The sequence below is a fragment of the Phaeobacter sp. JH20_26 genome (assembly GCF_048056275.1).
Taxonomy (GTDB): Bacteria; Pseudomonadota; Alphaproteobacteria; order Rhodobacterales; family Rhodobacteraceae; genus Phaeobacter; species Phaeobacter bryozoorum.
Genome location: NZ_JAYMWL010000013.1, coordinates 1228012 through 1251022, shown reverse-complemented (window position 1 = coordinate 1251022; position 23011 = coordinate 1228012). Strand labels below are relative to the sequence as shown.

The 23011-nt window shown below is 60.3% G+C and carries 20 protein-coding genes; 7 read left to right on the top strand and 13 right to left on the bottom strand.

Going from position 1 to position 23011, the window contains the following annotated elements; all coding sequences use genetic code 11:
* Nucleotides 1–66 precede the first annotated feature (66 nt).
* The 6 genes from VWY60_RS11800 to VWY60_RS11775 all read right to left on the bottom strand — a co-directional run bounded on the left by VWY60_RS11800 (nt 67) and on the right by VWY60_RS11775 (nt 6660).
* Nucleotides 67–1287, bottom strand: coding sequence for a cytochrome-c peroxidase (locus VWY60_RS11800; protein WP_416540566.1), 1221 nt, complete (start codon nt 1285–1287; stop codon nt 67–69).
* Entirely contained in the window at nt 1284–2033 is a 750-nt protein-coding gene (locus VWY60_RS11795; RefSeq protein WP_416540565.1) for an SCO family protein, read from the bottom strand. The genes VWY60_RS11800 and VWY60_RS11795 overlap by 4 nt, the downstream gene beginning before the upstream one ends.
* A 72-nt stretch (nt 2034–2105) precedes the next feature.
* The gene (locus tag VWY60_RS11790; RefSeq protein WP_416540564.1) at nt 2106–3419 is read right to left on the bottom strand and encodes a selenium-binding protein SBP56-related protein; all 1314 of its coding nucleotides are present in this window, start codon (nt 3417–3419) and stop codon (nt 2106–2108) included.
* A gap of 22 nt (nt 3420–3441) precedes the next feature.
* Nucleotides 3442–4254, bottom strand: coding sequence for an IclR family transcriptional regulator (locus tag VWY60_RS11785; RefSeq protein ID WP_416540563.1), 813 nt, complete (start codon nt 4252–4254; stop codon nt 3442–3444).
* Nucleotides 4255–4431: 177 nt separating this feature from the next.
* Nucleotides 4432–5397, bottom strand: a complete 966-nt coding sequence (locus tag VWY60_RS11780) for an NAD(P)-dependent oxidoreductase (protein WP_416538430.1) — start codon at nt 5395–5397, stop codon at nt 4432–4434.
* Nucleotides 5398–5622: 225 nt separating this feature from the next.
* The gene (locus VWY60_RS11775; protein WP_416540562.1) at nt 5623–6660 is read right to left on the bottom strand and encodes a LacI family DNA-binding transcriptional regulator; all 1038 of its coding nucleotides are present in this window, start codon (nt 6658–6660) and stop codon (nt 5623–5625) included.
* A gap of 94 nt (nt 6661–6754) precedes the next feature.
* Between VWY60_RS11775 and VWY60_RS11770 the strand changes: the two genes are divergently transcribed.
* Nucleotides 6755–7939, top strand: coding sequence for a phytanoyl-CoA dioxygenase family protein (locus VWY60_RS11770; RefSeq protein ID WP_416540561.1), 1185 nt, complete (start codon nt 6755–6757; stop codon nt 7937–7939).
* A 12-nt stretch (nt 7940–7951) separates the two neighbouring features.
* On the opposite strand, the gene iolG is transcribed toward VWY60_RS11770, so the two are convergent.
* The 5 genes from iolG to iolD are packed head-to-tail and all read right to left on the bottom strand — an operon-like array spanning nt 7952 to nt 13503.
* Complete coding sequence (gene iolG, locus VWY60_RS11765; protein WP_416540560.1) at nt 7952–8938, bottom strand: inositol 2-dehydrogenase; 987 nt, start codon at nt 8936–8938, stop codon at nt 7952–7954.
* Nucleotides 8932–9771 carry a class II fructose-bisphosphate aldolase gene (locus tag VWY60_RS11760; RefSeq protein ID WP_340544747.1) on the bottom strand — a complete coding sequence of 280 codons (840 nt, stop codon included), beginning with the start codon at nt 9769–9771 and terminating at the stop codon, nt 8932–8934. Before VWY60_RS11760 ends, iolG begins: the two co-directional genes overlap by 7 nt.
* Nucleotides 9768–10625 carry a 5-deoxy-glucuronate isomerase gene (locus tag VWY60_RS11755; protein ID WP_416535861.1) on the bottom strand — a complete coding sequence of 286 codons (858 nt, stop codon included), beginning with the start codon at nt 10623–10625 and terminating at the stop codon, nt 9768–9770. The genes VWY60_RS11760 and VWY60_RS11755 overlap by 4 nt, the downstream gene beginning before the upstream one ends.
* A gap of 11 nt (nt 10626–10636) precedes the next feature.
* On the bottom strand, nt 10637–11629 hold the full coding sequence (iolC, locus tag VWY60_RS11750; protein WP_416540559.1) for a 5-dehydro-2-deoxygluconokinase: 993 nt from the start codon (nt 11627–11629) through the stop codon (nt 10637–10639).
* A complete protein-coding gene (iolD, locus tag VWY60_RS11745) occupies nt 11629–13503 on the bottom strand; it encodes a 3D-(3,5/4)-trihydroxycyclohexane-1,2-dione acylhydrolase (decyclizing) (protein WP_416540558.1) in 1875 nt (624 codons plus the stop codon). Before iolD ends, iolC begins: the two co-directional genes overlap by 1 nt.
* A gap of 119 nt (nt 13504–13622) precedes the next feature.
* Between iolD and VWY60_RS11740 the strand changes: the two genes are divergently transcribed.
* The 3 genes from VWY60_RS11740 to VWY60_RS11730 are packed head-to-tail and all read left to right on the top strand — an operon-like array spanning nt 13623 to nt 16811.
* A complete protein-coding gene (locus VWY60_RS11740; protein WP_416540557.1) occupies nt 13623–14726 on the top strand; it encodes a Gfo/Idh/MocA family protein in 1104 nt (367 codons plus the stop codon).
* Nucleotides 14727–14748: 22 nt separating this feature from the next.
* Entirely contained in the window at nt 14749–15642 is an 894-nt protein-coding gene (locus VWY60_RS11735) for a sugar phosphate isomerase/epimerase family protein (RefSeq protein ID WP_416540556.1), read from the top strand.
* Between the two features lie 11 nt (nt 15643–15653).
* Nucleotides 15654–16811 carry a Gfo/Idh/MocA family protein gene (locus VWY60_RS11730; protein ID WP_416540555.1) on the top strand — a complete coding sequence of 386 codons (1158 nt, stop codon included), beginning with the start codon at nt 15654–15656 and terminating at the stop codon, nt 16809–16811.
* A 64-nt stretch (nt 16812–16875) separates the two neighbouring features.
* On the opposite strand, the gene VWY60_RS11725 is transcribed toward VWY60_RS11730, so the two are convergent.
* Nucleotides 16876–17877: a LacI family DNA-binding transcriptional regulator gene (locus tag VWY60_RS11725; protein WP_416540554.1), complete on the bottom strand. Its 1002-nt coding sequence runs from the start codon at nt 17875–17877 to the stop codon at nt 16876–16878.
* Nucleotides 17878–18102: 225 nt separating this feature from the next.
* On the opposite strand from VWY60_RS11725, the gene VWY60_RS11720 reads away from it, so the two are divergent.
* The 3 genes from VWY60_RS11720 (at nt 18103) to VWY60_RS11710 (ending at nt 21025) form a co-directional block, all read left to right on the top strand.
* A complete protein-coding gene (locus tag VWY60_RS11720) occupies nt 18103–19053 on the top strand; it encodes a sugar ABC transporter substrate-binding protein (RefSeq protein WP_416535867.1) in 951 nt (316 codons plus the stop codon).
* A 63-nt stretch (nt 19054–19116) separates the two neighbouring features.
* Complete coding sequence (locus VWY60_RS11715) at nt 19117–20238, top strand: ABC transporter permease (protein WP_340544756.1); 1122 nt, start codon at nt 19117–19119, stop codon at nt 20236–20238.
* A 1-nt stretch (nt 20239) separates the two neighbouring features.
* The gene (locus tag VWY60_RS11710) at nt 20240–21025 is read left to right on the top strand and encodes an ATP-binding cassette domain-containing protein (RefSeq protein WP_416540553.1); all 786 of its coding nucleotides are present in this window, start codon (nt 20240–20242) and stop codon (nt 21023–21025) included.
* A 63-nt stretch (nt 21026–21088) separates the two neighbouring features.
* Here the strand turns inward: VWY60_RS11710 and VWY60_RS11705 are convergent, their stop codons facing one another.
* Nucleotides 21089–23005, bottom strand: a complete 1917-nt coding sequence (locus tag VWY60_RS11705) for a beta-galactosidase (protein WP_416540552.1) — start codon at nt 23003–23005, stop codon at nt 21089–21091.
* Between the last annotated feature and the right edge of the window lie 6 nt (nt 23006–23011).

Sequence of the window (23011 nt, the reverse complement as noted above, 5' to 3'; positions counted from 1 at the left end):
CGGCTATTGATCATGGAGTTTGGGCGATTTCAGGACGCCCGACCGGTTTCGCGGGCTGTTCGGCGCCTATCGCTGGCGTGCCTCCGCGACGAGGCAGTCCAGTCCCGAAGAGGTGAGCGTCTCGAGGAAGCTCAGCAGGTCTCGCTGTTCGCCATCGGTCAGACGGAGCGGTCGAATGCGCGGATCCTGACCGGGCAGATTGGCACCGCCACCATTGTAGAAGTCGATCACCTCAGCAAGGGTGCCGAACCCGCCGTCGTGCATATAGGGCGGCGAGACGGCGAGATTGCGCAGCGTCGGCGTGCGGAAACGCCATCGGTCGCGTGGATCCTCGGTGACTTCGTAGCGCCCCAAATCGGCCTCCCGCGGACCGCTGACGGCGCGAACCAGCGCGTAGTCGATCTGATGGACCACGCCGGGAGCGACCTGAACCGGCAGGGTTTCGGGCGGGTTCTGTCGCGCCAGTTCGCGCATCTGCCCGTAGCCTGTGTCGTGGAACTGCTGATCGGTGAAGAGCGCGTCATCTGGTCCGATGCTGTGGCAGGAGACGCAGCCTGCCTTGCCGCGAAAGACGTCAAAACCACGTTTGGCGGCCGAAGAAACAGCAGCGCTGTCGCCGCCATAAAACCACCGATCGAACGAGCTGTTGCCCAGCGTCAACGCGCGCTGGTAGGCCGCGAGCGCCATACCTATGCGATCCAGAGACGCGGAGGCACCAAATGCCTCGCGAAACAATCGGTCATAGTCAGCCTGCTCCTGAAGATAGGCAACCACGTGGTCCACCGATGGGTTTGCCATCTCGTTGCGGGCGGTGAGCGGTCCGATGAACTGGGTTTCCAGTGTAGGGTCGCGCCCATCATGAAACAGGGGCCGCAGCAGGCCGACATTGATCAGGCTGGGAGCATTCCGCTTCACGCTGCGCCCCTCGACGCCGATGGAGGTCGCCAGCTCCCAATTGGCAAATCCCTGTTCCGGCACATGGCACATGGCGCAGGACATGGTGTTGTTGATCGACAAGGCGCGATCAAAAAAGATCCGTCGGCCAAGCGCAATGCGTGCTGCTGTGGGCGGGTTGTCGGCCGGATGTTGCAATGGCGGTAGGCCGAGCTGCGGCGTCAGGCTACGTCTTGACGCAGCTTCAGCCCAATTATCGGGTGAGCGTTCACAGGTTTCCGCCGAGATCTGTAGCGGTGCCGCAGTCGATGCCGGGACGGTCCAGAGCAGAGCCAGAAGCGCCGCACATGGTGCAAGACGTTGACGCAGCAAGGCGGGCGGGCGGCGGGTCACTCTGCGGCCTCCGCCATCAGTAGGGTCTCCACGTCGGTCATCAAAAGGCGCGGGTCGATCAGGCCAAGACCATAGACGTTGCGGATCATGCCTTGGGTGTCGACCAGATACATCCGCAGCAGGTGATTGATCTGATCATCCGAGGATCCGCGATCAATCACCTGGCCAAATCCATCCAGCAAGGGGCGCAGCGCCTCCGCGTCAGCGGTGGTCAGGATGTGCCAGTCCAGTTTCTGCGCGCTGGCGGGGTCGCTGCTGACCGGGTGGGCAAAAGCGGCGATCGCCTCTACCGTGTCGCGCTCGGGGTCAAAGCTGATGGTCATAAGCTGCACCTTCTGGCGCAGTCCGGGCAGCTGGGCGCTGGCATCATGGATGTCATAAAGCGTCGAGAAGGCCAGCGGGCAGCCGTCCACATCGCCACAGGTAAGATAGACAAAGCTGACGAGGGTGATTTTCTCGTCGAACAGCTGGTGCAGGCGGGTTTGTATTCCGTTTGTGGTCAGAACCGCGCCATCGGGTGCGGGCTTCAGCCGGTTCAGCCTATAGGATCCCGGTTCCGGTGGGCTGAACTGGAAGGCGGGATCGCTCGGGAAGATATCGGAAAAGGGAGTGGTGGCGGTCCGCAGCGCAGCAGGTGTCAACCGTGCGAGCAGATCTGAGGGACGCCAGGTGTCGGCCAGGGCGACAACGCCCGTCAGCAAGGCCGCAGCGGCGGTAATGGAAACAGCGAGTGTTGTCTTGCGCATGGAGATCCTCCGGCAAGTTTAGGTCCGCAAGGGGAGACCGGAGCGGCAGCTGGCCGCCCCGGGAACTGGCAGTCAGGCTGAGTAAAGCGCCGAACTGCCAAAGCGCATGATGTGAGCGCGGCCCAATCCAGCGGCATAGAAGTCGATATTGAAATCTTCGACCAGATCTGTGCCGTCCCATGTATAGGCGCGCAGATATTGCACATCGTCCTCGCCCTTCTTGTCCCAGTTGGCGAGCAGCGACGACGAGAAATAGACCCGTTTGCCATCCCAGCTCTGGCTGACCATATTGACCTGCCGGTCGATGGTCTTCTCGTAGATTTGCGACGGGTTATGCGGGTCCGAGATGTCAAATAGGCGGGTTTTGCCATCCATGAAGGAATTGACCCAGAGCGTCTGATCATCCGCAGCGATGGAGATATCGACGGGCAGGGGGATGTCCTCCGGGTTGCCGATATCCGCGACCGATTTGGCCTGCCATTCGCCATCATCGTCTTCGTAGATCAGCCACAGCTGCGAGGTGAGCGCGGTGGTGGAGAAGGCATAATTGGCATTCGGACCCCAGGGAAAGCGCACTTCCAACGGTGCGCCGGGCACATTGAATACCTTGCGGGGCTGGCGGGTGTGCAGATCCCACAGCACCATCGTGTTTCCAAAGCGTTTCATCGCTTCGGGATCCTGCAACATCTGGCCAAAATCCATCATGTAGTTGGACCAGCCCGTGAAGGAGGAGGTGAGCATGACATTCTTGCGGATCAGCGCGCGGATATCGTAGCCGTAGCCATCGGCAACCGCGCCATCCACCGCAACGGCGCCCTGCATGTCATTTGCGGTGGGCATCCAGTAGGTGGCGACGTAATCTCCATCATCGTTATATTCGACCAGCGCGGTGCGACCGCCGTGATCGTCCTGATTGCTGAGCCCGGTGATCATCATGCTGCCGGGCAGGGCAAAAAACGTGTGGGGACCAACCACACCGCCGGAATCGGTGACGAAGGTTTCAATCACCTTGTGCAGCTTGGGGGCCGCCGGGTCGCTGTGAATGTCAAAGATGAAGATGCGATTGGTATCAAGCCCGCCGGTCCAGAAATACCGACGATCTGCGGAGAAGCCGCCATGATGGGCCTCGTTTCGGCCCCCTACAGAGAGGCTGTGGATGACCTCTCCACGCGTGGATGAGCCAGGGCGGAGGTCGACGGTTACCATCTTGTCCTGCTCGTCGCCCATCCCCTCGACACCGAGGGTCCAGACGTACACAAATTCTTCTTGGCCCGTAATCTTGGGCATATAGGGGGATTGGCAGGTCTCGTCTGCAAAGGCGCGAAATGGACCGGCCATGGCCAGTGCAGCAGCAGCGGTCAGCCCGCCGAATTCTCTTCTGTTCATGTTCTTTCTCCCTTCAATAAATTCAGTGTTGTTGGTTCGACCTTTCCTTTGCTGCAGCCAGTGACATGGCATTTGTGGTTTCCGCCTCAACGACCGAGCAATGCTGAATGGCCGCAGCGGCGTGAAAGGCTTCTTTCGACAAAATTGGCAGAATGCGGGGGTGAATGGCCGGAGTGATGCGGGCAGATGGCCCGACCACGCCCACGGAAAAAACCGCGCCGAGACGATCAATAATGATTGGTACGGCGATGCTGGTGATACCGACGTTGATCTCGCCGTCGCAGGTTGCATAGCCGTGGCGGCGCACCTGCTGCAATTCGCGGGTGATCTGCTCGGGGTCGGTGCGGGTCTTGTCGGTAAAGCGCGTGGGTTGCGTTTCAATCAGATCACACTGGAGCTCCGGTGCCAGAAATGCGGCAATAACCTTGGCCGAGGAGCAGGCATGAACCGGACGCGCGCCCAACCCGGGGTAGATATGGGGAACAGAAGGATCTGTCGGGACCTGCGTATGGATGAGGTCAACGCGCCCAGCTCGGTAGCGCGCCAGAAATGCGGTTTCTCCCAGGTCTTTGACCACCCGTAGCAGCACGGCGGAGACCGCGTTGATCACATGAGTGTCCGATTTTCCGGTCAGCGCAATCTTGATGAACCGCATGCCCAATACGTAACGGTTGCCGGTGTCGATCTCTTCCAGGAACCCGCAGGCCAGCAGGGTGGCAATATGGCGATAGAGGCTGGCCCGAGGGGTCGCCGTCATTCTGGCCAGCTCGCTTGCGCTCACTGGCGTCGCGGACGACGCTACCGCTTCCAGAAGGAGGATCTGACGGTCCTGCATGTGAATCCCATAATACGGACAATAGTACCGTAATTCGGGAAAAATGAGTCCGGCAAGACTCTATAGGGTGTGTCGGCGGAACTATGCGCAACTAGCCCGCGAGCCAACGCACCGGGCACAGGTGCCTAAAGGGGGGCACCGCCAGACGCCCCCACTACCATTTTCCGTATCGGAGATTTAGCTGCCGCTAGCTGCGTTGCGGCCCGTGGGGATCACCTCGTAGCCCGGTTCCTCCGGCTCGTCGTCGACCATCTCAGCCGGAAATCCGGGCGCTCTGATGTCTAGCCCTGTTGCCTCTTCCAGCCGCCGGATGATGTTTGGCGACAATTCGCGGCTGCCGAAACGGGCTTCGCCGTCCTTGAAGATCTTGATCATCAACGGGTTGATTTCGAGGGGGACGTTATGCCGATCCGCCACTGCCTGAAACAGGCCGATATCCTTTGAAACCAGATCCATGGTGAAGGAAATATCGCGGGATCCATTCAGGATCACTTGGCTTTCCGTTTCATGCACGAATGAGGTGCCGGAGGAGATCTTGATCGCCTCATAGGCGGTGTTGAGATCCATGCCTGCAGCCTTTGCCGTGACCAGCGCCTCGCAGCAGGTCAGCAGGTTGGCGGTGGCCAGATAATTGGTGATGACTTTCAGCACCGACGCCGAGCCGATCGGCCCAGTGTGCAGAATGCGCCGCCCCATGGTTTTCAGCAGGGGGACGATCCGTTCGAAGGTTTCGCGGTCACATCCGGCGAAGATCGAGATGTTTCCGGTATCGGCCCGGTGGCATCCGCCCGACACCGGGCAGTCTACGGCTGTGCCGCCCGCCTGCGCCACCAGCTCGCCGAGGCGTTTGACCTCTGCCTCATCGGTGGTGGACATCTCCATCCAGATCTTGCCGGGGCCAATCTCCGGCAGCATCTGCTGCATAACCTGATCCGAGGCCGCAGGCGACGGCAGGCAGGTGATCACCGCGTCACAGCTGCGCATCAATTCGGCGGGGTTCTTCGCTGCCGTCGCTCCCGCCTCGGCCGCCTTTGCGACCAGCGTGTCGTTCAGGTCATAGACGCTGAGGTCGATACCATTGCGCAGCAGGCTGCCGCTCAGTTTGCCGCCGACGTTGCCAAGGCCAATAAATCCTACTTTCATGCCGCTCTCCCTGCTGGCTATTGTCGAAAGCATTCCAAGAATGAGCGCAAAGAGAAACAAGAATTGCATCTTCGAGGCTGAAAAATCGGCCTTAGGCGAGACGGCCTTTCAGCGCCAGGACTGGCGCTTGCAATCAAAAGGGCATTTGCGTCGCAGGCTATGTTGAAAGCGCCAGCGCAGAAATATTCTTGTGTTCCGGAAGAAGCCGATAAAGGCACGCTTTGGTCAGCTTTCGCTGGCGTCGAAGGGCGTAACCATGGAGATCCGGCTCTGAGTCGCGGGGGGAGGTGCCTTCAGGATGTGGTTGGCATGGAGCAGGCTGAGAAAGGCATTGCGCATATCGCTGGCGATGTCGTGTTGCAGGACCACGGTGATCTTGCCCTGACGCATCAGGGTTCGATTTTCCGCATCCAGATCATGGGCGATATAGGCGCGGGGCTGGTGGCCAAAGGCGCTCAGCTGTTCGATGATGGCGCGATTGGCGCCGCCCATTGAATAGACCGCTACTATCCGGCCGAGATCCGGTTCGGCCAGCCGTTGACGCAGCAGCTCCGTGGTTTCCAGCGCAAGGCCTGCACCGGCACTGAGGGTGACCAGTCTCAGATCCGGGCGGCGTTCCTGCAAGACGCGCAAGAAGCCGCGCCGCCGTTGTTCCTCACCGTGGAATGCCATCTGGCTAAGGGTGGTCAGGATGGTTGCGCCCGGGTCAGGGATGCCGGGAAGGCATTTGTCGATCATGTAGGCGGCAGACTGGCCCGCCGCATAATTGTTGGGTCCGCAATAGAGCCTGCGGGGGCTGTTTGGCAGGTCGGTAAAGACACAGACAACAGGAATGCCTTTGCTGTCCAGTTCGGCCACCGTTGCAATAATCTGAGGCAGATCCCGTGCCTTCAGCACAACCCCATGGCTGCCGCGCCGGGCGATCTGCCCGAGGATTTCAACGCAGTCATCGGCGGACATAATCTGTCGGAAACTGTAGCGGGTATGGATCACCGCCGGACCGATGGTTGGAAGGACGGCCTCGGTCGCGAGACGGATTTCCCGGCTGAACCGTTCGGGAGCCTCGACAACAACGTCGAAATAGAGGCGTCGCCCACGGGCTGAGAGCTGCTGTTCCTGGCCCTCCAGCTCGGCGATGGCCGCCGCGACCCTGGCGCGACTGCGGGCGCTGACATTGGCGCGCCCGTTCAGGACGCGGTCCACGGTTGCCGTGCTCAGCCCGGACTGCCGAGCGATATCCTTAATCGGGAAGCGATGGCTCATTGATGTATTTTTGATGGATCATGCGGCTGACCACAAGTGATTACACCGGCAGTCTGATGGCAGGAGATTTGAAACCACGCAAAGGAGAACATGGATGGCGGACAGAGCAGCAAGGAGAGGAGATACCTATTTCGACCCTGCCGGATCTGACTTGAGTGATTTTCGGAAGCTGGTTGAACAGGGTTTGACGGCGGATCAGGTGCCGCTCGCGGGTGCCATCGAGAAGAATATCCCGATCTACGACATGGCGGCCCTCAGCGGGATGCTCGGCAACAGTGATGACCGGCGGCGGCTGATGGCGGAATGGGCGCAAGGTTTGGGCGAAGGGGCCGGCGTATTGGTGCTGAAACAGGCCTATCAGGACACGGCTGCTATCGACAGCGCGAGCGCGATATATGAACAGATCATCGCGCAGGAGAAGCCGGCCAATGGTGGCGGTGCGGATCACTTCGCGGCGGCAGGCTCGAATGACCGGATCTGGAACTCTCTTCAGAAACTCTGCGAGGCCGCGCCGGAGGTCTTCGCGCGTTACTTTGGTAATGTGGCGTTGGCCGCAGTTTGCGAGGCTTGGCTGGGGCCGAACTACCAGATGACGGCGCAGATCAATCTGGTTCGGCCGGGCGGTGAGGCCCAGCAGGCGCATCGCGACTATCATCTGGGCTTTCAAACGGCGGAAACATCCTCGCAGTATCCAGCCCATGTGCATGATCTGTCGCCGGTTCTGACCTTGCAGGGGGCGGTCGCCCATGGGGACATGCCTGTTGAAAGTGGCCCAACCAAGCTGCTGCCGTTCTCGCAGAGATACCGGGAGGGCTATGTGGCCTGGCGGCGGCCGGATTTCCGCGCCTATTTCGAGGAGCGCTATGTCCAGCTGCCACTGGCCAAGGGCGATGCGGTGTTTTTCAACCCGGCTTTGTTTCATGCCGCAGGCGCCAACCGGTCGCAGGATGTCCAGCGCATGGCGAATTTGTTGCAGGTCTCGTCTGCCTTTGGTCGCGCGATGGAAACCGTGGATCGGCTCGGCATGTCCGAGCGGCTTTATCCGGCGCTGGTGCAATTGGAGGCTGAGGGCGCGATGCCAGAGGCGGAGCGCGCCGCGGCAATCGCAGCCTGCGCCGAGGGCTATTCCTTTCCGACCAATCTGGATAGAGATCCGCCGACGGGAGGTCTGGCCCCGCAGACGCAGGCGGATTTGCTGCATCAGGCGCTGGCTGAGGGCTGGCCGCCCGAGCGTTTCAACGAAGCGCTGGCGGCGCAAGACGCGCGCCGCCGGGCATAATGATCTGACCCGCTACAGTTTGACCGGTGCCCCCGTCTCAAGCGATTTGGCGGCGGCATCGGCCAACATCTGAGCGCGAAGCCCGTCGTCGATACTGGGCGACGGGGTGGTGCCTGCCTGAACAGCCTCGACGAAGCGGGCCATTTCGTTGCGATAGGCAGCCTCGTAGCGCTCAAGGAAGAAATGCTGCGCGGGCGCTGTCTGGAAGCCATTGGCCCCGGCAACCTCGACCGTGTTTTCCAGCATGTTGGCAGCGCGCAGCATCCCTTTGGAGCCATGCACCTCAACCCGCTGATCGTAGCCATAGGTGGCCCGGCGCGAGTTCGAGATCTGGCAGATCTTTCCGCTGGCCGTGGTCAGGGTGACGGCGGCAGTGTCCACGTCACCTGCCGCGCCAATAGCCGGGTCGACCAGGGCCGAGCCGACTGCGAAGACCTGAATTGGCTCTTCGCCCAGCAGAAAACGCGCCATGTCGAAATCATGGATCATCATATCCCGGAACAACCCGCCTGAGGTCTTGATGTAGCTGACCGGGGGCGGAGAGGGATCGCGCGACAGGATCGAGACGATCTCCACATCACCAATCTCGCCCGCGCGCAGACGCTGCTGCAGATTGGCAAAGTTGGGGTCAAACCGTCGGTTGAACGCGGTCAGGAACGCAACCCCTGCCTCCGCCACCACCTTCTGGCAATCACGGATGCGGTCGGCGGACATATCGACCGGTTTTTCGCAGAAAATTGCCTTACCCGCCGCTGCGGCCTGATGGATCAAGTCGTAATGGGTATCGGTAGGTGTGCCAATCACCACCGCGTCTACGTCCGCGCTGGTGATCAGCGTCGAGGCGTCGCGCACATCCGCGCCGATCTTGCTGGCCAGCGCGCTGGCGGCTTCCGGCACGGCATCGGCGACGGCTGTCACACGCACGCCGTCCAATTGTCCAACAGAACGGGCGTGGACCTGACCGATGCGCCCGCAGCCCAGAAGGCCGATATTCAACATTGTGTTTCTCCCTTGAAGGCGCGAAGAACGCCGCGCGCCGCGGCAACGACCGGATCGTGGGTTTCCGACAGGATGCTGACCCTGTCAAAGCGGTCCGGGTCCCGGTTGACCGCATCGCGCATGGCGGCGCCGAAAGCCATGCGCAATTCGGTGCCGATATTGAATTTGCAGATACGCGACTCGCGGGCCAGCATTCTGCGCTGAGCGACCGGTACGCCGGAGCCGCCATGGATGACCAGCGGCACCTCGGTGAGGGCCTCGATGGCGCGGATCCGGTCAATATCCAGCCCGCCGTCCTTGTCCTGTTGCAGATGCACATTGCCGACCGAGATTGCCATCGCGTCCACGCCGGTTTCCAGTGCAAAGCGGCGGGCCTCTTCAGGATCAGTTCCTGCCGACCCTTCGCCGCCCGAGTAGCCGACAAATCCGATTTCACCCTCGCATGAGACACCTGCGGCATGGGCCATTTCGGCGATGGCAGCGGTTTCGGCGATATTGTCCTCAAGAGGTTTGCGCGAGCCGTCGAACATCACGGAGGTAAAGCCGCTGTCGATGGCAATACGGCAATCCTCTGGGGTGTAGCCATGATCGAGATGTGCAACCACCGGAACCGATGCGGCCTCGGCCAGATGGTGGAACATCTTGCCCAGGATTGGCAGCGGCGTATGGGCGCGACAGGATGGCCCCGCCTGCAAGATCACAGGCACGCCTTCGGCCTCTGCCGCTGCCACATAGGCGCGCATGTCTTCCCAGCCCAGCGTCACCAGCCCGGCGACGGCATAGCCATCGCGCAGGGCCGGTTGCAGGACCTCAGCCAGAGTTGCAACGGTCATTTGAACTTGGCCACCATATCCTTGATGCCGGGGATCGTTTCGACCTGATAGGCATGGGTTGGCTGGAAATACTGGATCAGGCTGCGCTGGCTCAGACCGCCAAGGATGGTGAAATAATACATCTCATATCCCGGCATCACGGCGCAGGGGTGATAGCCCTTGTCGATCATGATGGTAGAGCCGTCCATCAGTTGGTAAGCATCCCCCGGCTTGCCTTCTTCGCGTTGCAGGATCTGGACGCCGGAACCATGGTTGGGGCGGAAGCGGAAGTTATAGGTCTCGTCATGACGCGTTTCGATGATATTGCCATCGGCGTCCTTGCGATCGGTGTCGTGCTTGTGCGCCGGAAAGCCGGACCAGCCGCCTTGACCCACAGTGAACAACTCCGAAACCAGCAGGCGTCCGACCTTGTCATGCTGCTTCTGTCCGAGAATATGTTTGATCTTCCGGTGAGTCTTGGTGTCATCAGATCCGTATTGCACGAGGTCGATGCCATCCGCACGGACGTCGAACGGCTCCAGAACCTTGTCGTATTTTGCACCGGCAACGAAGGTTTCCGTTGCGTCGGTGGTGCAGGTTATCGTGACCTTTGCGCCGACCGGGATATAGACGCCTTCTGGTTCGCCATCCCAGACGTCCGCGGTTCGGTTGCCGATCCCGGCATAGCTCAGACCTTCCACTTCGATATCCACGGTACCGGTGGCGGGAACGATGCAGGTCTCATATCCGGGGACCTGATATTCGAATGTCTGGCCCTTGGTCAGCTTGACGATGTTGAAATAGTTGAGCGGCACCAGATCGTTGTCGGCATCGACGATGGCTTTGTTCTGGTTGTCATGGGGGGCGATATGCATGGGGGGTCCTTTCAGATTTCGGTGGCGCCGGGGTGCGTTGCGAGGAACGCCTCCAGTGCAGCAAGATCGGGCATCGCCGGGGCGCAGCCGGGTTTGGCTACAACAACGGAGGCACAGGCGGAGCCGCGTAGAATGGCCTCTTTCGTATGGCGTCCTTCGGAAAGCGCGGCGAGGAAGCCGGCCATGAAGCTGTCGCCCGCGCCGGTTGGTTTCAGCGCATCAACAGGGTAGATGCCGGTGCGGATTTCCTGCCCGTCGGCAAAGGTGATGGCGCCCTCTGGACCCATCTTGTAAACCACGACGGAGGCGGTGGTTTGCGCAAGGCTGCGCGCCTTGGCGAGCCCCATGTCAGCGCCACCGGCCATGAACCCGAATTCTTCGTCGTTGCCGACGATGATGTCGGACAACTCACCAGCACGCGACAGAACATCAGCGGCCACCTCGGCCGAGGGCCAGCTGTAGGGCCGGTAATCGACGTCAAAAATGATTGGTAAGCCCGCAGCGCGCGCCAGTTCAAAGGCGCGGAAGGTCGCGCTGCGCGATGGTTCGGCAGCAAAGACCGTGCCTGCGGTGATCAGCGCGCTGTATTGGCTGTAATCCACCGCCTCGACATCAGCGATGGTCATCTGAAAGTCGGCGGCGTTGTTGCGGTAGATCACGCTCTGGTGGTCTTCCACACGGCTTTCGTAGATCGCAAGCGATGTCCGATATTCGCCGGTGATGCGTTTCACGTGAGTCCTGCCGATCCCGTAGTGATCCAGCTGGTTCAGGCAATACCAACCCACGGCATCGTCTGAGACGCTGGTGACCAGCGCGGCACGGCATCCCATTTTGACCAGTCCAGCGGCGATATTTGCGCTGCTGCCGCCCATCGCCACCATCATGTCTTGGGCATCTTTTGTTGCGGTGCCTGCCGGGGTTGGACAAAGATCCATGCCCACCCGCCCGATGACCAGAAAGTTGCGCCCTGACAGATCGCCATGGGCTTTGGATGGGGTGTTCATCAGACCCCCCGCCGTTGTTTGCTGCGGCTGGATTCCCATTCGACATGGGCCTCCTGCACATCGGGATTGTTGGTGATATGCGGCGTGCCGACTTCCCACCAGGCGTGACCTTCCGTCGTCCAGCCCTCGTAGGCATCGACGTTCATCACGATGACGGTGGTTCGGTCGTTGCCCTGAGCACGCTTGAAGGCCTCTGCCAGCTCGCCCGGATTGGCGACCGTTTCCGCAATCGCGCCCATAGCGGCTGAATGCGCGGCGAAGTCCACGCCAAAGGCCTCAGGGATGGTCGGGCAATCGGCGAGAAGGTTGTTGAAACTGGTGTTGCCCGTATTGTTCTGCAGCTTGTTGATGACGGCGAAACCGCCATTGTCGAGCACGAGGATGATCAGTTTCTTTCGGCTCAGTACGCTGGAGTAGATATCAGAGTTCAGCATCATATATGAGCCATCGCCGACAAAGACGATGGTGTCACGCTCCGGCTCACGCTCGGTTTGGGCGATGCGAGCTCCCCAGGCACCGGAGATTTCATAGCCCATGCAGGAAAATCCGAACTCGACATCGACCGTGCCAGGTTCCAGCGTGCGCCAGTTGGCGGTGACCTCGGCGGGTAGGCCGCCCGCCGCTGCCACGACGCGGTCGCGCGGGTCGCAGAGCGCGTTCACCACGCCGATGGCCTGGGCATAGGAATTGGGCCGGTTGTCGCCATAGGATATATTGTCAGCCACATAGGCGACCCAGCTGCGTCGTTCCTCCTGTGCGCGGGCCACCCAGTCCTGCGGGGCGCTGTAGCCTTGGCAGGCAGAGCCGAGGTCGAGCAGGGCGCGCTGGGCGTCACCGACAACCGGCAATGCACAGTGCTTGCCTGCATCATGGCGTGCCGCATTGATCGAGATGAACTGGGCATCCTGCGCAAATGCGGTCCAGGAACCGGTGGTAAAATCCTGCAACCTTGTGCCCACTGCGAGGATCACATCCGCCTCTGCCGCGATGGCATTGGCGCTGTCCGACCCGGTCACGCCAATCGGGCCGATGTTCAGCGGATGGGTGTCGCGCAGGTTCGCGCGGCCTGCGATGGTTTCCACGACGGGGATCTGATGGGCCTCGGCAAAGGCGGTCAGCTCAGCCACCGCGCGGCTGTATTGCACGCCACCGCCTGCGATGATCATCGGGCGTTTGGCACCGCGCAGCGCTGCTGCGGCTTCGGCAATCTCGGCGGTGTCCGGTGTGACACGGCGAATGCGATGGGTCTTCTTTTCAAAGAAAACCTCCGGGTAATCATAGGTCCAGCCCTGGACGTCCTGTGGCAGGCCGAGGAAGGCCGGGCCACAGTCGCCGGGATCCAGCATCGTGGCAATCGCGGCGGGCAGAGATTGGATGATCTGCGCCGGATGGGTGATGCGGTCCCAGTAGCGCGACACGGGCTTGAACGCATCATTCACGCCAAAGGTCGGATCGTCGAAGTTCTCCATCTGCTGCAACACCGGATCGGGCAGGCGGGTTAGGAAGGTATCGCCGCAGAGCATCAACATCGGCAGCCGGTTGGCGTGCGCCAGCGCCGCCGAGGTCACCAGATTCGATGTGCCGGGACCGGCACTTGCCGTGCAGAACATGAAGCGTTGGCGCAGCCATTGTTTGGCGTATCCCGCGGCGGCAAATCCCATGCTCTGTTCATTCTGACCGCGATAGAGCGGTAGCGCCTCGCGCGCTTCATAAAGGGCTTCTCCGAGGCAGGTTACGTTGCCATGGCCAAAGATCCCGAAGCCGCCGCCGCAGAGGCGCATTTCCTCCCCGTCGATCACAATGAACTGATTGGAGAGCCATCGGATGATGGCCTGGGCGGCGGTCAATCTTATCGTATTCGGCGGCGTCGTCATAGGCAGGGATCCCTGGGATGGTCGGTGGTCGGGTCGATTTGATCTTGCGAGATATCGAATCCCAAGATACAAGTTTTGCAACCGGTTGCAAATCGAATTTCATGGATTGGGAGGCCTGAATGACCGAAATCGGTATCGGAATTCTAGGCGGTGGGTACATGGGCAAGGCTCATGCCGTCGCGATGGCCGCAGTGGGGGCGGTGTTCGATACGTCTTTGCGCCCACGGCTGGAGATGGTCTGTGCCTCAACCCCCACCAGTGCAGAGCGATATCGGCGGGCCTATGGTTTTCGTCGTGCGACGGATGACTGGCAGGTATTGGTCAATGACCCAAAGGTTGAGGCGATTGTGATTGCGACCCCGCAGCAGACACATCGTGCGGTGGCAGAGGCGGCCTTTGCGCTGGGTAAACCGGTTTTCTGTGAAAAACCTCTCGGCGCTTCGCTGGCGGACAGCCGTGCGATGGTCGAGGCGGCCCGGGTTTCGGGCTGTCCCAACATGGTAGGCTTTAATTACATCCGTACACCGGCTAGCCAATTTGCCCGCCAGTTGATTGCAGATGGCGTGATCGGCGAGGTCACCTGGTTTCGTGGCGAACATACCGAGGATTTCTATGCCGATCCCCATACCCCGGCGAGCTGGCGGACCAAAGGAGAGGCGAATGGCACGATGGGGGATCTTGCCCCGCATATGATCAATGCAGCGATAGCGCTGATCGGGCCGATAGCAGAGCTGATTGCTGAGGTTGAGACCGTCCATAGCGACCGCCCCGGTGGCCTTGTCACCAATGACGATCAGGGCCAGATGATGTGCCGCTTTGCCGGTGGGGCAATGGGGCAGATGTTTTTCAGCCGGATCGCGACGGGCCGCAAGATGGGCTATGCCTATGAAATTACGGGAACAAAGGGTGCGATCAGGTTTGACCAGGAGGATCAGAACGCACTTTGGCTCTACCTCAGCGAGGGCGAGGACGCTACCCGTGGCTTCCGCAAGATCCTGACCGGTCCCGCGCATCCCGACTATCTGCCGTTCTGCCAGGGCCCTGGACATGGCACTGGCTATCAGGATCAGATCCTGATCGAGGCGCGCGACTTCCTGCGCGCGATTGAGACACAGACACCGATTTGGCCGACATTCGAGGATGGCATGGCCGTAAATCAGGTGGTTGCCGCTGCCATGGCGTCGTCCAAGGCCCGGTCGTGGCAAACCGTATCAAAGTTCTAAGCATCTAAGAAAGCACTGCAAAATGACGATCAGAATTGGCAATGCCCCATGCTCCTGGGGGGTGGAATTTGCACAGGATCCCCGCAATCCGGAATGGCGCAGCGTTCTGAAGGACTGCGCCGATGCTGGCTACAAGGGGATCGAATTGGGACCAGTTGGGTATATGCCTGAGGACCCTGCGATCCTGCGGGACGCGCTCGCCGAGCATGATCTGGAACTGATCGGTGGCGTGGTCTTCCGTGCCTTCCACGATCCGGCCCAATGGGAGGATGTGCTGGACGGGGCGCACCGCACCTGCAAGGCGTTGAAAGCCCATGGAGCCGAGCATCTGGTGCTGATCGATTCGATCTCGCCGCGCCGTGCGCCGACTGCTGGCCGCGCTGATGAAGCCGAGCAGATGGATCGCGACGAATGGTCGGCATTCCGTGACCGGCTCGCCACCGTCGCGCGGATTGGCACCGAGGACTACGGTCTCACCGTCGGCATCCACGCCCATGCGGCGGGGTTCATGGATTTCGAGCCGGAGCTGGAGCGGCTGCTGGATGAGGTCGACGACAGGATCCTGAAGATCTGTTTTGACACCGGCCACCATTCCTACGCCGGTTTTGATCCCGTCGCTTTCATGAAACGGCACATGGATCGTATCAGCTATATGCATTTCAAGGATATCGACCCGAAGGTGAAAGCCGATGTGATCGCCAAGCGGACGAACTTCTATGATGCCTGCGGGCAGGGGATTTTCTGCAATCTCGGCGAGGGTGATGTGGATTTTTCGGCGGTGAGGCAACTGCTTTTAGACGCTGGATTTTCCGGCTGGTGTACGGTTGAGCAGGATTGCGATCCAACGCTGGATCCCGACCCGGTGGGGGATGCGCAGGCCAACCGTGAATATCTTGAATCCATTGGTTTCAACTAGGGGGTAACACCATGGCAAAGCTGAAGTGGGGCATGATCGGCGGTGGTGAAGGCAGCCAGATCGGACCGGCCCATCGTCTGGGAGCAGGGCTTGACGGGGCGTTTGAATTCGCCGCAGCGGCATTGGATCACCGCCCCGACGAAGGGCGCGCCTACGGTCAGCGGCTGGGGCTGGCCGCAGACCGCGCCTATGGCGACTGGCAGGAGATGCTGGAGGGGGAACGTCATCGCAACGACCGCGTTGATCTTGTCACCGTTGCCACACCCAATGCCACGCATTTTGAAATCACCAAGAGCTTCCTTGAAGCCGGTTTTCATGTGCTGTGCGAAAAACCGATGACAATGACCGTGGAGGAAGGCGAGGAAATCGTCAAAATCGCCAAGGCGCAGAGCAAGATCTGCGCGGTGAACTATGGCTATTCCGGCTATTCGCTGGTCCGCCACATGAAGGCGATGGTGGCGCGTGGTGATCTTGGAAAGATCCGCCTTGTGAAGGCCGAGTTTGCCCATGGGCATCATGCTGATGCGGCTGATGCGGACAATCCGCGGGTGCGCTGGCGCTATGATCCGGCTCAGGCCGGGGTTTCTGCTCAGTTTGCCGATTGCGGCATCCATGCGCTGCATATGGCCAGTTTTGTGATCGGGCAGGAACTGGAACGCCTTTCTGCGGATACGGTCAGCTGTATTGAGAGCCGGGTTCTGGAAGACGACGCCATGGTCAATATGCGCTTTGATGGCGGCACCGTCGGGCGGCTCTGGACCTCGTCTGTGGCAATCGGACGCCAGCATGGGCTGACCTTGCAGGTGTTTGGTGAAAAGGGCGGTCTGCGCTGGTCGCAGGAGCAGCCGAACCAGCTCTATTGGATGCCGCTGGGCGGCCGCTTGCAGGTAATCGAACGTGGTGAAGCCAAACTCAGCCCCGAAGCGGATCGCACCAGCCGCGTGACAATTGGCCATGCCGAGGGGATGCCTCTGGCTTTTGCCAATATATACAGCGATTTGGCCGAAGCCATCGGCGCGCGGAAAACCGGGCGATCCATGGACCCGGCGGCGGATCTTTATCCACGGGCCGAAGATGGGCTGCGGTCCATGGCGGCTGTTTTTGCCGTCGCCGAAAGCGGCGCAACAGATGGCGCCTGGGTTGATGCCCGGCCGCCGATGTTTCGCTGACACAGTGGTCTAAGCAATCGCAGGGCACCCGGCAGCGGGTGTCCTTTTCATGCCTAGGATCGCTTCAGGATGTCAGCGGTCGCAATGTGCCGCGATCCACCACATGGCAGGGAAAGATGCGGGCTTCAGGATAGCGATCCGGCTCGTCGAGCATGGCAACAACCAGCTCGATTGATGAATTGACGATCTGTTCGATCGGCTGGTGGATGGTGGTCAGGTCTATGTTCTCCCAACGGGCCATTTCCATATCGTTGAGACCGATGACCCCGATGTCACCTGGCACCTTTAGGCCCTGTTCGCGGATCGCGCTGAGCGCCCCGATTGACAACACGTCATCCCCACAGAAATAGGCTTCGGCCGGGTCGTCCTGCAACAGGCGCAGCATTTCCCGGCGACCGGCCTCAAAGGAGTAATCATCCGCAAAACTGTAGGAGGAGACGATATCCGGATAAGCTTCCATTTCCAGCGTGAATCCCTTCCAGCGATCCTGAGTCGAGGTCGCGCTCTGTGGGCCGCCCATGAAGGCCAGTTTGCGATAGCCGCGATCAATCAGCGTTCGCGCCGCCATTCGTCCGCATTCGACGTTGTCGATCCCAACCACATGCACCTGCGGCGTGGAGGAGGAGCGGCCGAAACTGTGAACTACAGGCACGCCTGCATCTCGAAAGGCCTTGGCAAACCCCGGCGGCAGGGTCGACGAGGCGACAACAACGCCGTCAACGGAATATTGCCGCAACATACGAACCGAGTTCTCGGGGTCGGTTTCGTCAGAGAGGTTGACCAGCAGCGGGCGCAACCCCTTGTCCTGAAGCCGTCGCGTAAACCGGTCGAAGACTTCGAGAAAAATCGGGTTGTGAAAGTTGTTGGACACCAGGCCAATCAATTTGGTCCGCCCGGTTGTCAGGGAGGAGGCCAGCGCGTTCGGACTATAGCCGAGCTCCTGGGCGGCTTTCTCAACCTTGCGGCGCATCTTCTCCGATACCGATGCGCCATCGGTGAATGTGCGCGACACCGCCGAACGCGAGACCTGCGCCCGTTCAGCCACATCTTTTAACGTAACAGCCATTCCTGCTCTTCCTCTTGTCAGGGCCATCGTGGGCCCATCCACCTGTGCAACCGGCTGCGCACCGGATCAGACTATCTATCGCGGATCGAATTCAAGTTCAGCAGAAAAAATGCTGCCACAATTTGCAACCGGTTGCAAAAAAAATCGATTCGTGGTTATGCTGATCCCCGACGCGGATGGGACCGCCCGGACGCGATCGTGACGGTAAAACTTTGGGAGGAAAGAATGACGTCAATTTTCAAGACATTCCTGCTGGCGACAACGGTTGCAGCGGCGCCGATGATGCTGGCAACCACCGCCTCGGCAGAAGGCGAAAAATACATCCTTGTCAGCCACGCGCCCGATAGCGACAGCTGGTGGAACACCATCAAGAACGGCATCGCCCTCGCGGGTGAGCAGATGAATGTGGAGGTGGAATATCGCAACCCGCCGACCGGTGACCTTGCCGATATGGCGCGGATCATCGAACAGGCGGCGGCTTCCGGGCCCAATGGCATCATCACCACCCTGTCCGATTACGACGTCCTGTCCGGTCCTATCAGAGCGGCTGTCGACAGTGGTGTGGATGTGATTATCATGAACTCCGGCACCCCGGAACAGGCCCGCGAGGTGGGGGCTCTGATGTATGTTGGTCAGCCAGAATATGACGCCGGTCACGCGGCCGGCCTGCGCGCCAAATCCGACGGTGTTGGCAGCTTCCTCTGTGTGAACCATTATATCAGCTCGCCCTCTTCGACAGAGCGCTGCCAGGGGTTTGCAGATGGTCTTGGGATCGAACTGGGCGACCAGATGATCGACAGCGGTCAGGATCCGGCTGAGATCAAGAACCGGGTTCTTGCCTATCTGAACACCAACCCGGAAACTGACGCGATCCTGACATTGGGGCCGACATCGGCTGATCCGACAATGCTGGCACTGGAAGAAAACGGTATGGCCGGTGACATCTATTTCGGCACCTTTGATCTGGGCGAGGAAATCGTCAAAGGTCTGAAATCCGGTGTTATCAACTGGGGTATTGATCAGCAGCCCTTCCTGCAGGCCTATCTGCCCGTGGTGGTTCTGACCAATTACCACCGCTACGGCGTTCTGCCGGGCAACAACATCAACTCTGGCCCTGGTTTTGTCACCAAGGACGGCCTGGAAAAGGTCGAGGAGTTCGCGGGCGAGTACCGCTGACAATCTCCCCCAGGTGCGGGCGGCCGAAGCAATTTGGCCGCCCTTGTTTTTAGAGAGAGTAAAATGTCTGACGCACATACCCAATTTGCGGAGGACGAACGGATCAAGAGCCGTTCGAAGTTCCGCGAAGCCATGATCCGTCCAGAACTCGGCGGCATTATCGGCACCATCGCCGTCTTTACGATGTTTATTATTTTTGCCGGTGACAGCGGCATGTTCAACAGTCAGGGCGTGCTGAACTGGAGCCAGATCTCTGCCCAGTTCATGATCATTGCGGTTGGTGCCTGCCTGCTGATGATCGCAGGCGAGTTTGACCTGTCTGTCGGCTCCATGATCGGTTTTACCGGCATGTTGATCGCAATCTTCAGCGTGACTCTGGGTTGGCCGGTCTGGCTTGCGATCCTGGTGACTTTTGTGCTGGCGATGGCGATCGGGGCATTGAACGGCTTTATCGTAGTGCGGACGGGGTTGCCCAGTTTCATCGTCACGCTGGCGTTTCTGTTCATTCTGCGTGGGTTTGCGATCTACCTGCCGCAAACCATTGAACGCAAAACCATTATCGGTGGCGTGGCAGACGCAGCTGAGGGTGATTGGCTGGCCGCTCTGTTTGGTGGCAAGATCCTGACGGGATTGTTCCAGTGGCTGGGTGACAATGGTTGGATCGCCGTTTTTGAACGCGGCACCAGAAAGGGACAGCCGGTGGTCGACGGGCTGCCGATGTTGATCGTCTGGGCCATTCTGCTGGTTATCGTCGGACATATCATCCTGACCAAGACGCGGTTCGGGAACTGGATTTTCGCGGCCGGTGGCGATGCCGAGGCCGCGCGCAATTCCGGCGTGCCAGTGAACCGCGTGAAGATCCTGATGTTCATGTTCACCGCTTTCTGCGCGACGGTCTTTGCGACCTGTCAGGTTATGGAATTTGGTGGCGCGGGATCGGACCGGGGCCTGCTGAAAGAGTTCGAAGCGATTATTGCGGTGGTGATTGGCGGTGCCCTTCTGACTGGCGGTTACGGGTCTGTGCTTGGCGCCGCCCTGGGTGCGCTGATCTTTGGCGTCGTGCAGCAGGGGTTGTTCTTTGCTGGCGTCGAAAGTTCGCTGTTCCGCGTTTTCCTAGGGCTGATCCTGCTGTTTGCCGTGATCCTCAACACCTACATTCGTCGCGTCATCACGGGGGAGCGCTGATATGTCCATGTCTCAACCCTTGATCCGGATGCAGGGCATCGAGAAGCATTTTGGCAGCGTCATTGCGCTTGCCGGGGTTTCGGTCGATGTCTTTCCGGGCGAATGTCACTGCCTGCTTGGCGACAATGGCGCCGGGAAATCGACCTTTATCAAGACCATGTCCGGTGTGCATAAACCGACCAGAGGCGAGATCCTGTTTGAGGGTCAGCCACTTCATTTCGCGGATCCTCGCGACGCGATTGCCGCTGGAATCGCCACAGTACACCAGCATCTGGCGATGATCCCGCTGATGTCGGTCAGTCGCAACTTCTTCATGGGCAATGAGCCGATCCGCAAGATCGGCCCGCTGAAACTGTTTGACCATGAATATGCCAACCGGGTCACCATGGAAGAAATGCGCAAGATGGGCATCAACCTGCGCGGCCCGGATCAGGCGGTTGGAACCCTGTCGGGAGGGGAGCGTCAAACGGTTGCCATCGCCCGTGCGGTGCATTTCGGGGCCAAAGTGCTGATCCTGGATGAACCGACCTCGGCACTTGGGGTGCGCCAGACAGCGAATGTTCTGGCCACCATCGACAAAGTCCGCAGGCAAGGTGTTGCGGTTGTCTTCATCACCCATAACGTCCGCCACGCTATGGCCGTTGGTGATCGGTTTACCGTTCTCAATCGCGGGCAGACTCTCGGTACTGCAAAACGCGGCGAAATCACGCCAGAGGAATTGCAGGATATGATGGCCGGCGGGCAAGAGCTGGCGACACTGGAGGGGAGCCTCGGCGGTACGGTCTGAACCAATGTCGGCTCAGAAGATAACCACCCGCCGGGGCTTCTGCCCGGGCGGGTGGTTGTACGGTCAGTTGCCTCTTGCTCTGCGCAGAACGCCCGCAGGTGGCAGAGTGCCGACCTCGGTCTCTACCGCTTCAGCCAGATGATTGAACCAGAACTCTTCGGTCGCGGTCTGGCGCCGACGCACGCCCAGCGGCATCTTGCAGATGCGCAGCTTCGCACGTTTGCAAAGCATTGCGACAAGGTGATCCAGACCCGCCGCGTCCAGCCAGCCCGCGCAGTAGACTTTGTTTCCTGCGGCAACAGCCACGGGCTGACCGTTGGCCGTCTCGATCAGAGTCTCTCCCTGACGATCCAGTGTTTCCAGATAACCGGTGACGGCCCCGTCGACCTGCGCCAGCGGCAGCGGCATATCCGGTCGCAGGCTTTCGACTGCGGCAACGACAATATCTAACCCGTCCAATGCTGGGGGCAGGGGGCTGGTCGGGATGTTGAAGTCCGCATCCCGCGCGCCTGTTCGCGGCCCATAGAGCACCTGAGCCGCCGCTGTTGCCAGGGCTGCGCGCAAATGGTCGGGGAGGTGCATCAGACCGGGTGCAAGGATCAGGGCGTATCCTGCAAAATCGCTCTGTGTCGGGGGAACGATGTCCACAGACAGGCCGGCCCGTCGCAGTGCACGGTAATGCGCCAGCACAAGGTCGAAATAACTCAGACCCTGGCCATGTGGCTGCACCTGCCAGGCCCATTCGGCGTCATAGTCGAAGATCAGCGCCACGGGAGCTTGAGCCGGTGCCACCGCGCCCGCTGCGGCCAGTTCATCGGCAACCAGACGCGCCTCGGCGATGGCAGGGGCATCTTGGCTATCGGGACGCAGCAGACCGGCGTGAAGTTGTTCCTGCGCAAACGGCGCCTGGCGCCAGCGGAAATAGCAGACCGCCTCCGCACCATGGGCAAAGGCCTCCCAGGTCCAGAACCTGACCATGCCGGGCAGCGGTGCGGGATTGTAGGGTGCCCAGTTCACCGGTCCGGGTTGCTGTTCCATCACCCACCAGCGTCCGCGCCCGACGGCACGATAGAGATCATGATGGAAGGCTTGAAAATCAGGGTCGCCCTGACGCGCGTAGCGGCGCTGGTCCTCGGGGTTGGCGCCCACTCGATCTTCGAGAAAGCCCAAAGGGTAGCTGTCCCAACTGGCGATGTCGAGATCCTCGCCAACCTTGTAGTGATCGAAATCGGTCACCCGCCCCATGTAGTTATGGGCAATCGGCGCATCGGAATAGGCACGCAGAATCTCGACCTGATCGCGGTTGAAGCTCACCACCTGATCCGAAGAAAACCGCCGGAAGGCCTGCACATGCGCCGGGTTCGGTTCGGTCACGGTCAGGTTGGGCAGGCCGATCTGATCAAAGCGATCATAGTTCATCGACCAGAAATCATTGCCCCAGGCACTGTTCAACGCATGAATATCGCCGTCATAACGCGCCTCTAGCCAGCGGACAAAGGCGATCTGTGCCGCCGGGGAATAGCTGATTGTTGTGTCGTGGCAACCGTATTCATTGTCGGTCTGCCAGGCGGCGATACGGTCACCTGGGCCATAACGTTCCGCCATCAGGGAGACGATCCGCCGGGCTTCGGCGCGGTAGCCCTCGTGACTGAAACAATAGTGGCGGCGCGAGCCAAAACCGCGCGGTTTGCCGTCGGCGTCCAGCGCAAACATATCGGGGTGGCGGTCCACCATCCAGCGGGGTGGCGTAGCGGTGGGGGTGCCCAGCACCACCTTCAATCCGGCCGACACCAGCACATCAATGGCGCGATCAAGCCAGCCCCACTGCAGATCGCCTGGGCTAGGTTCAATGCGCGACCATGAAAACTCGCCAATGCGAACCCAGGTGAGCCCGGCCGCAACCATGCGCTCGGCGTCCTCCTGCCAGATGTCTTCGGGCCAATGTTCGGGATAGTAGCAGGTGCCAAGTGTGCGCTGCATGGAGAT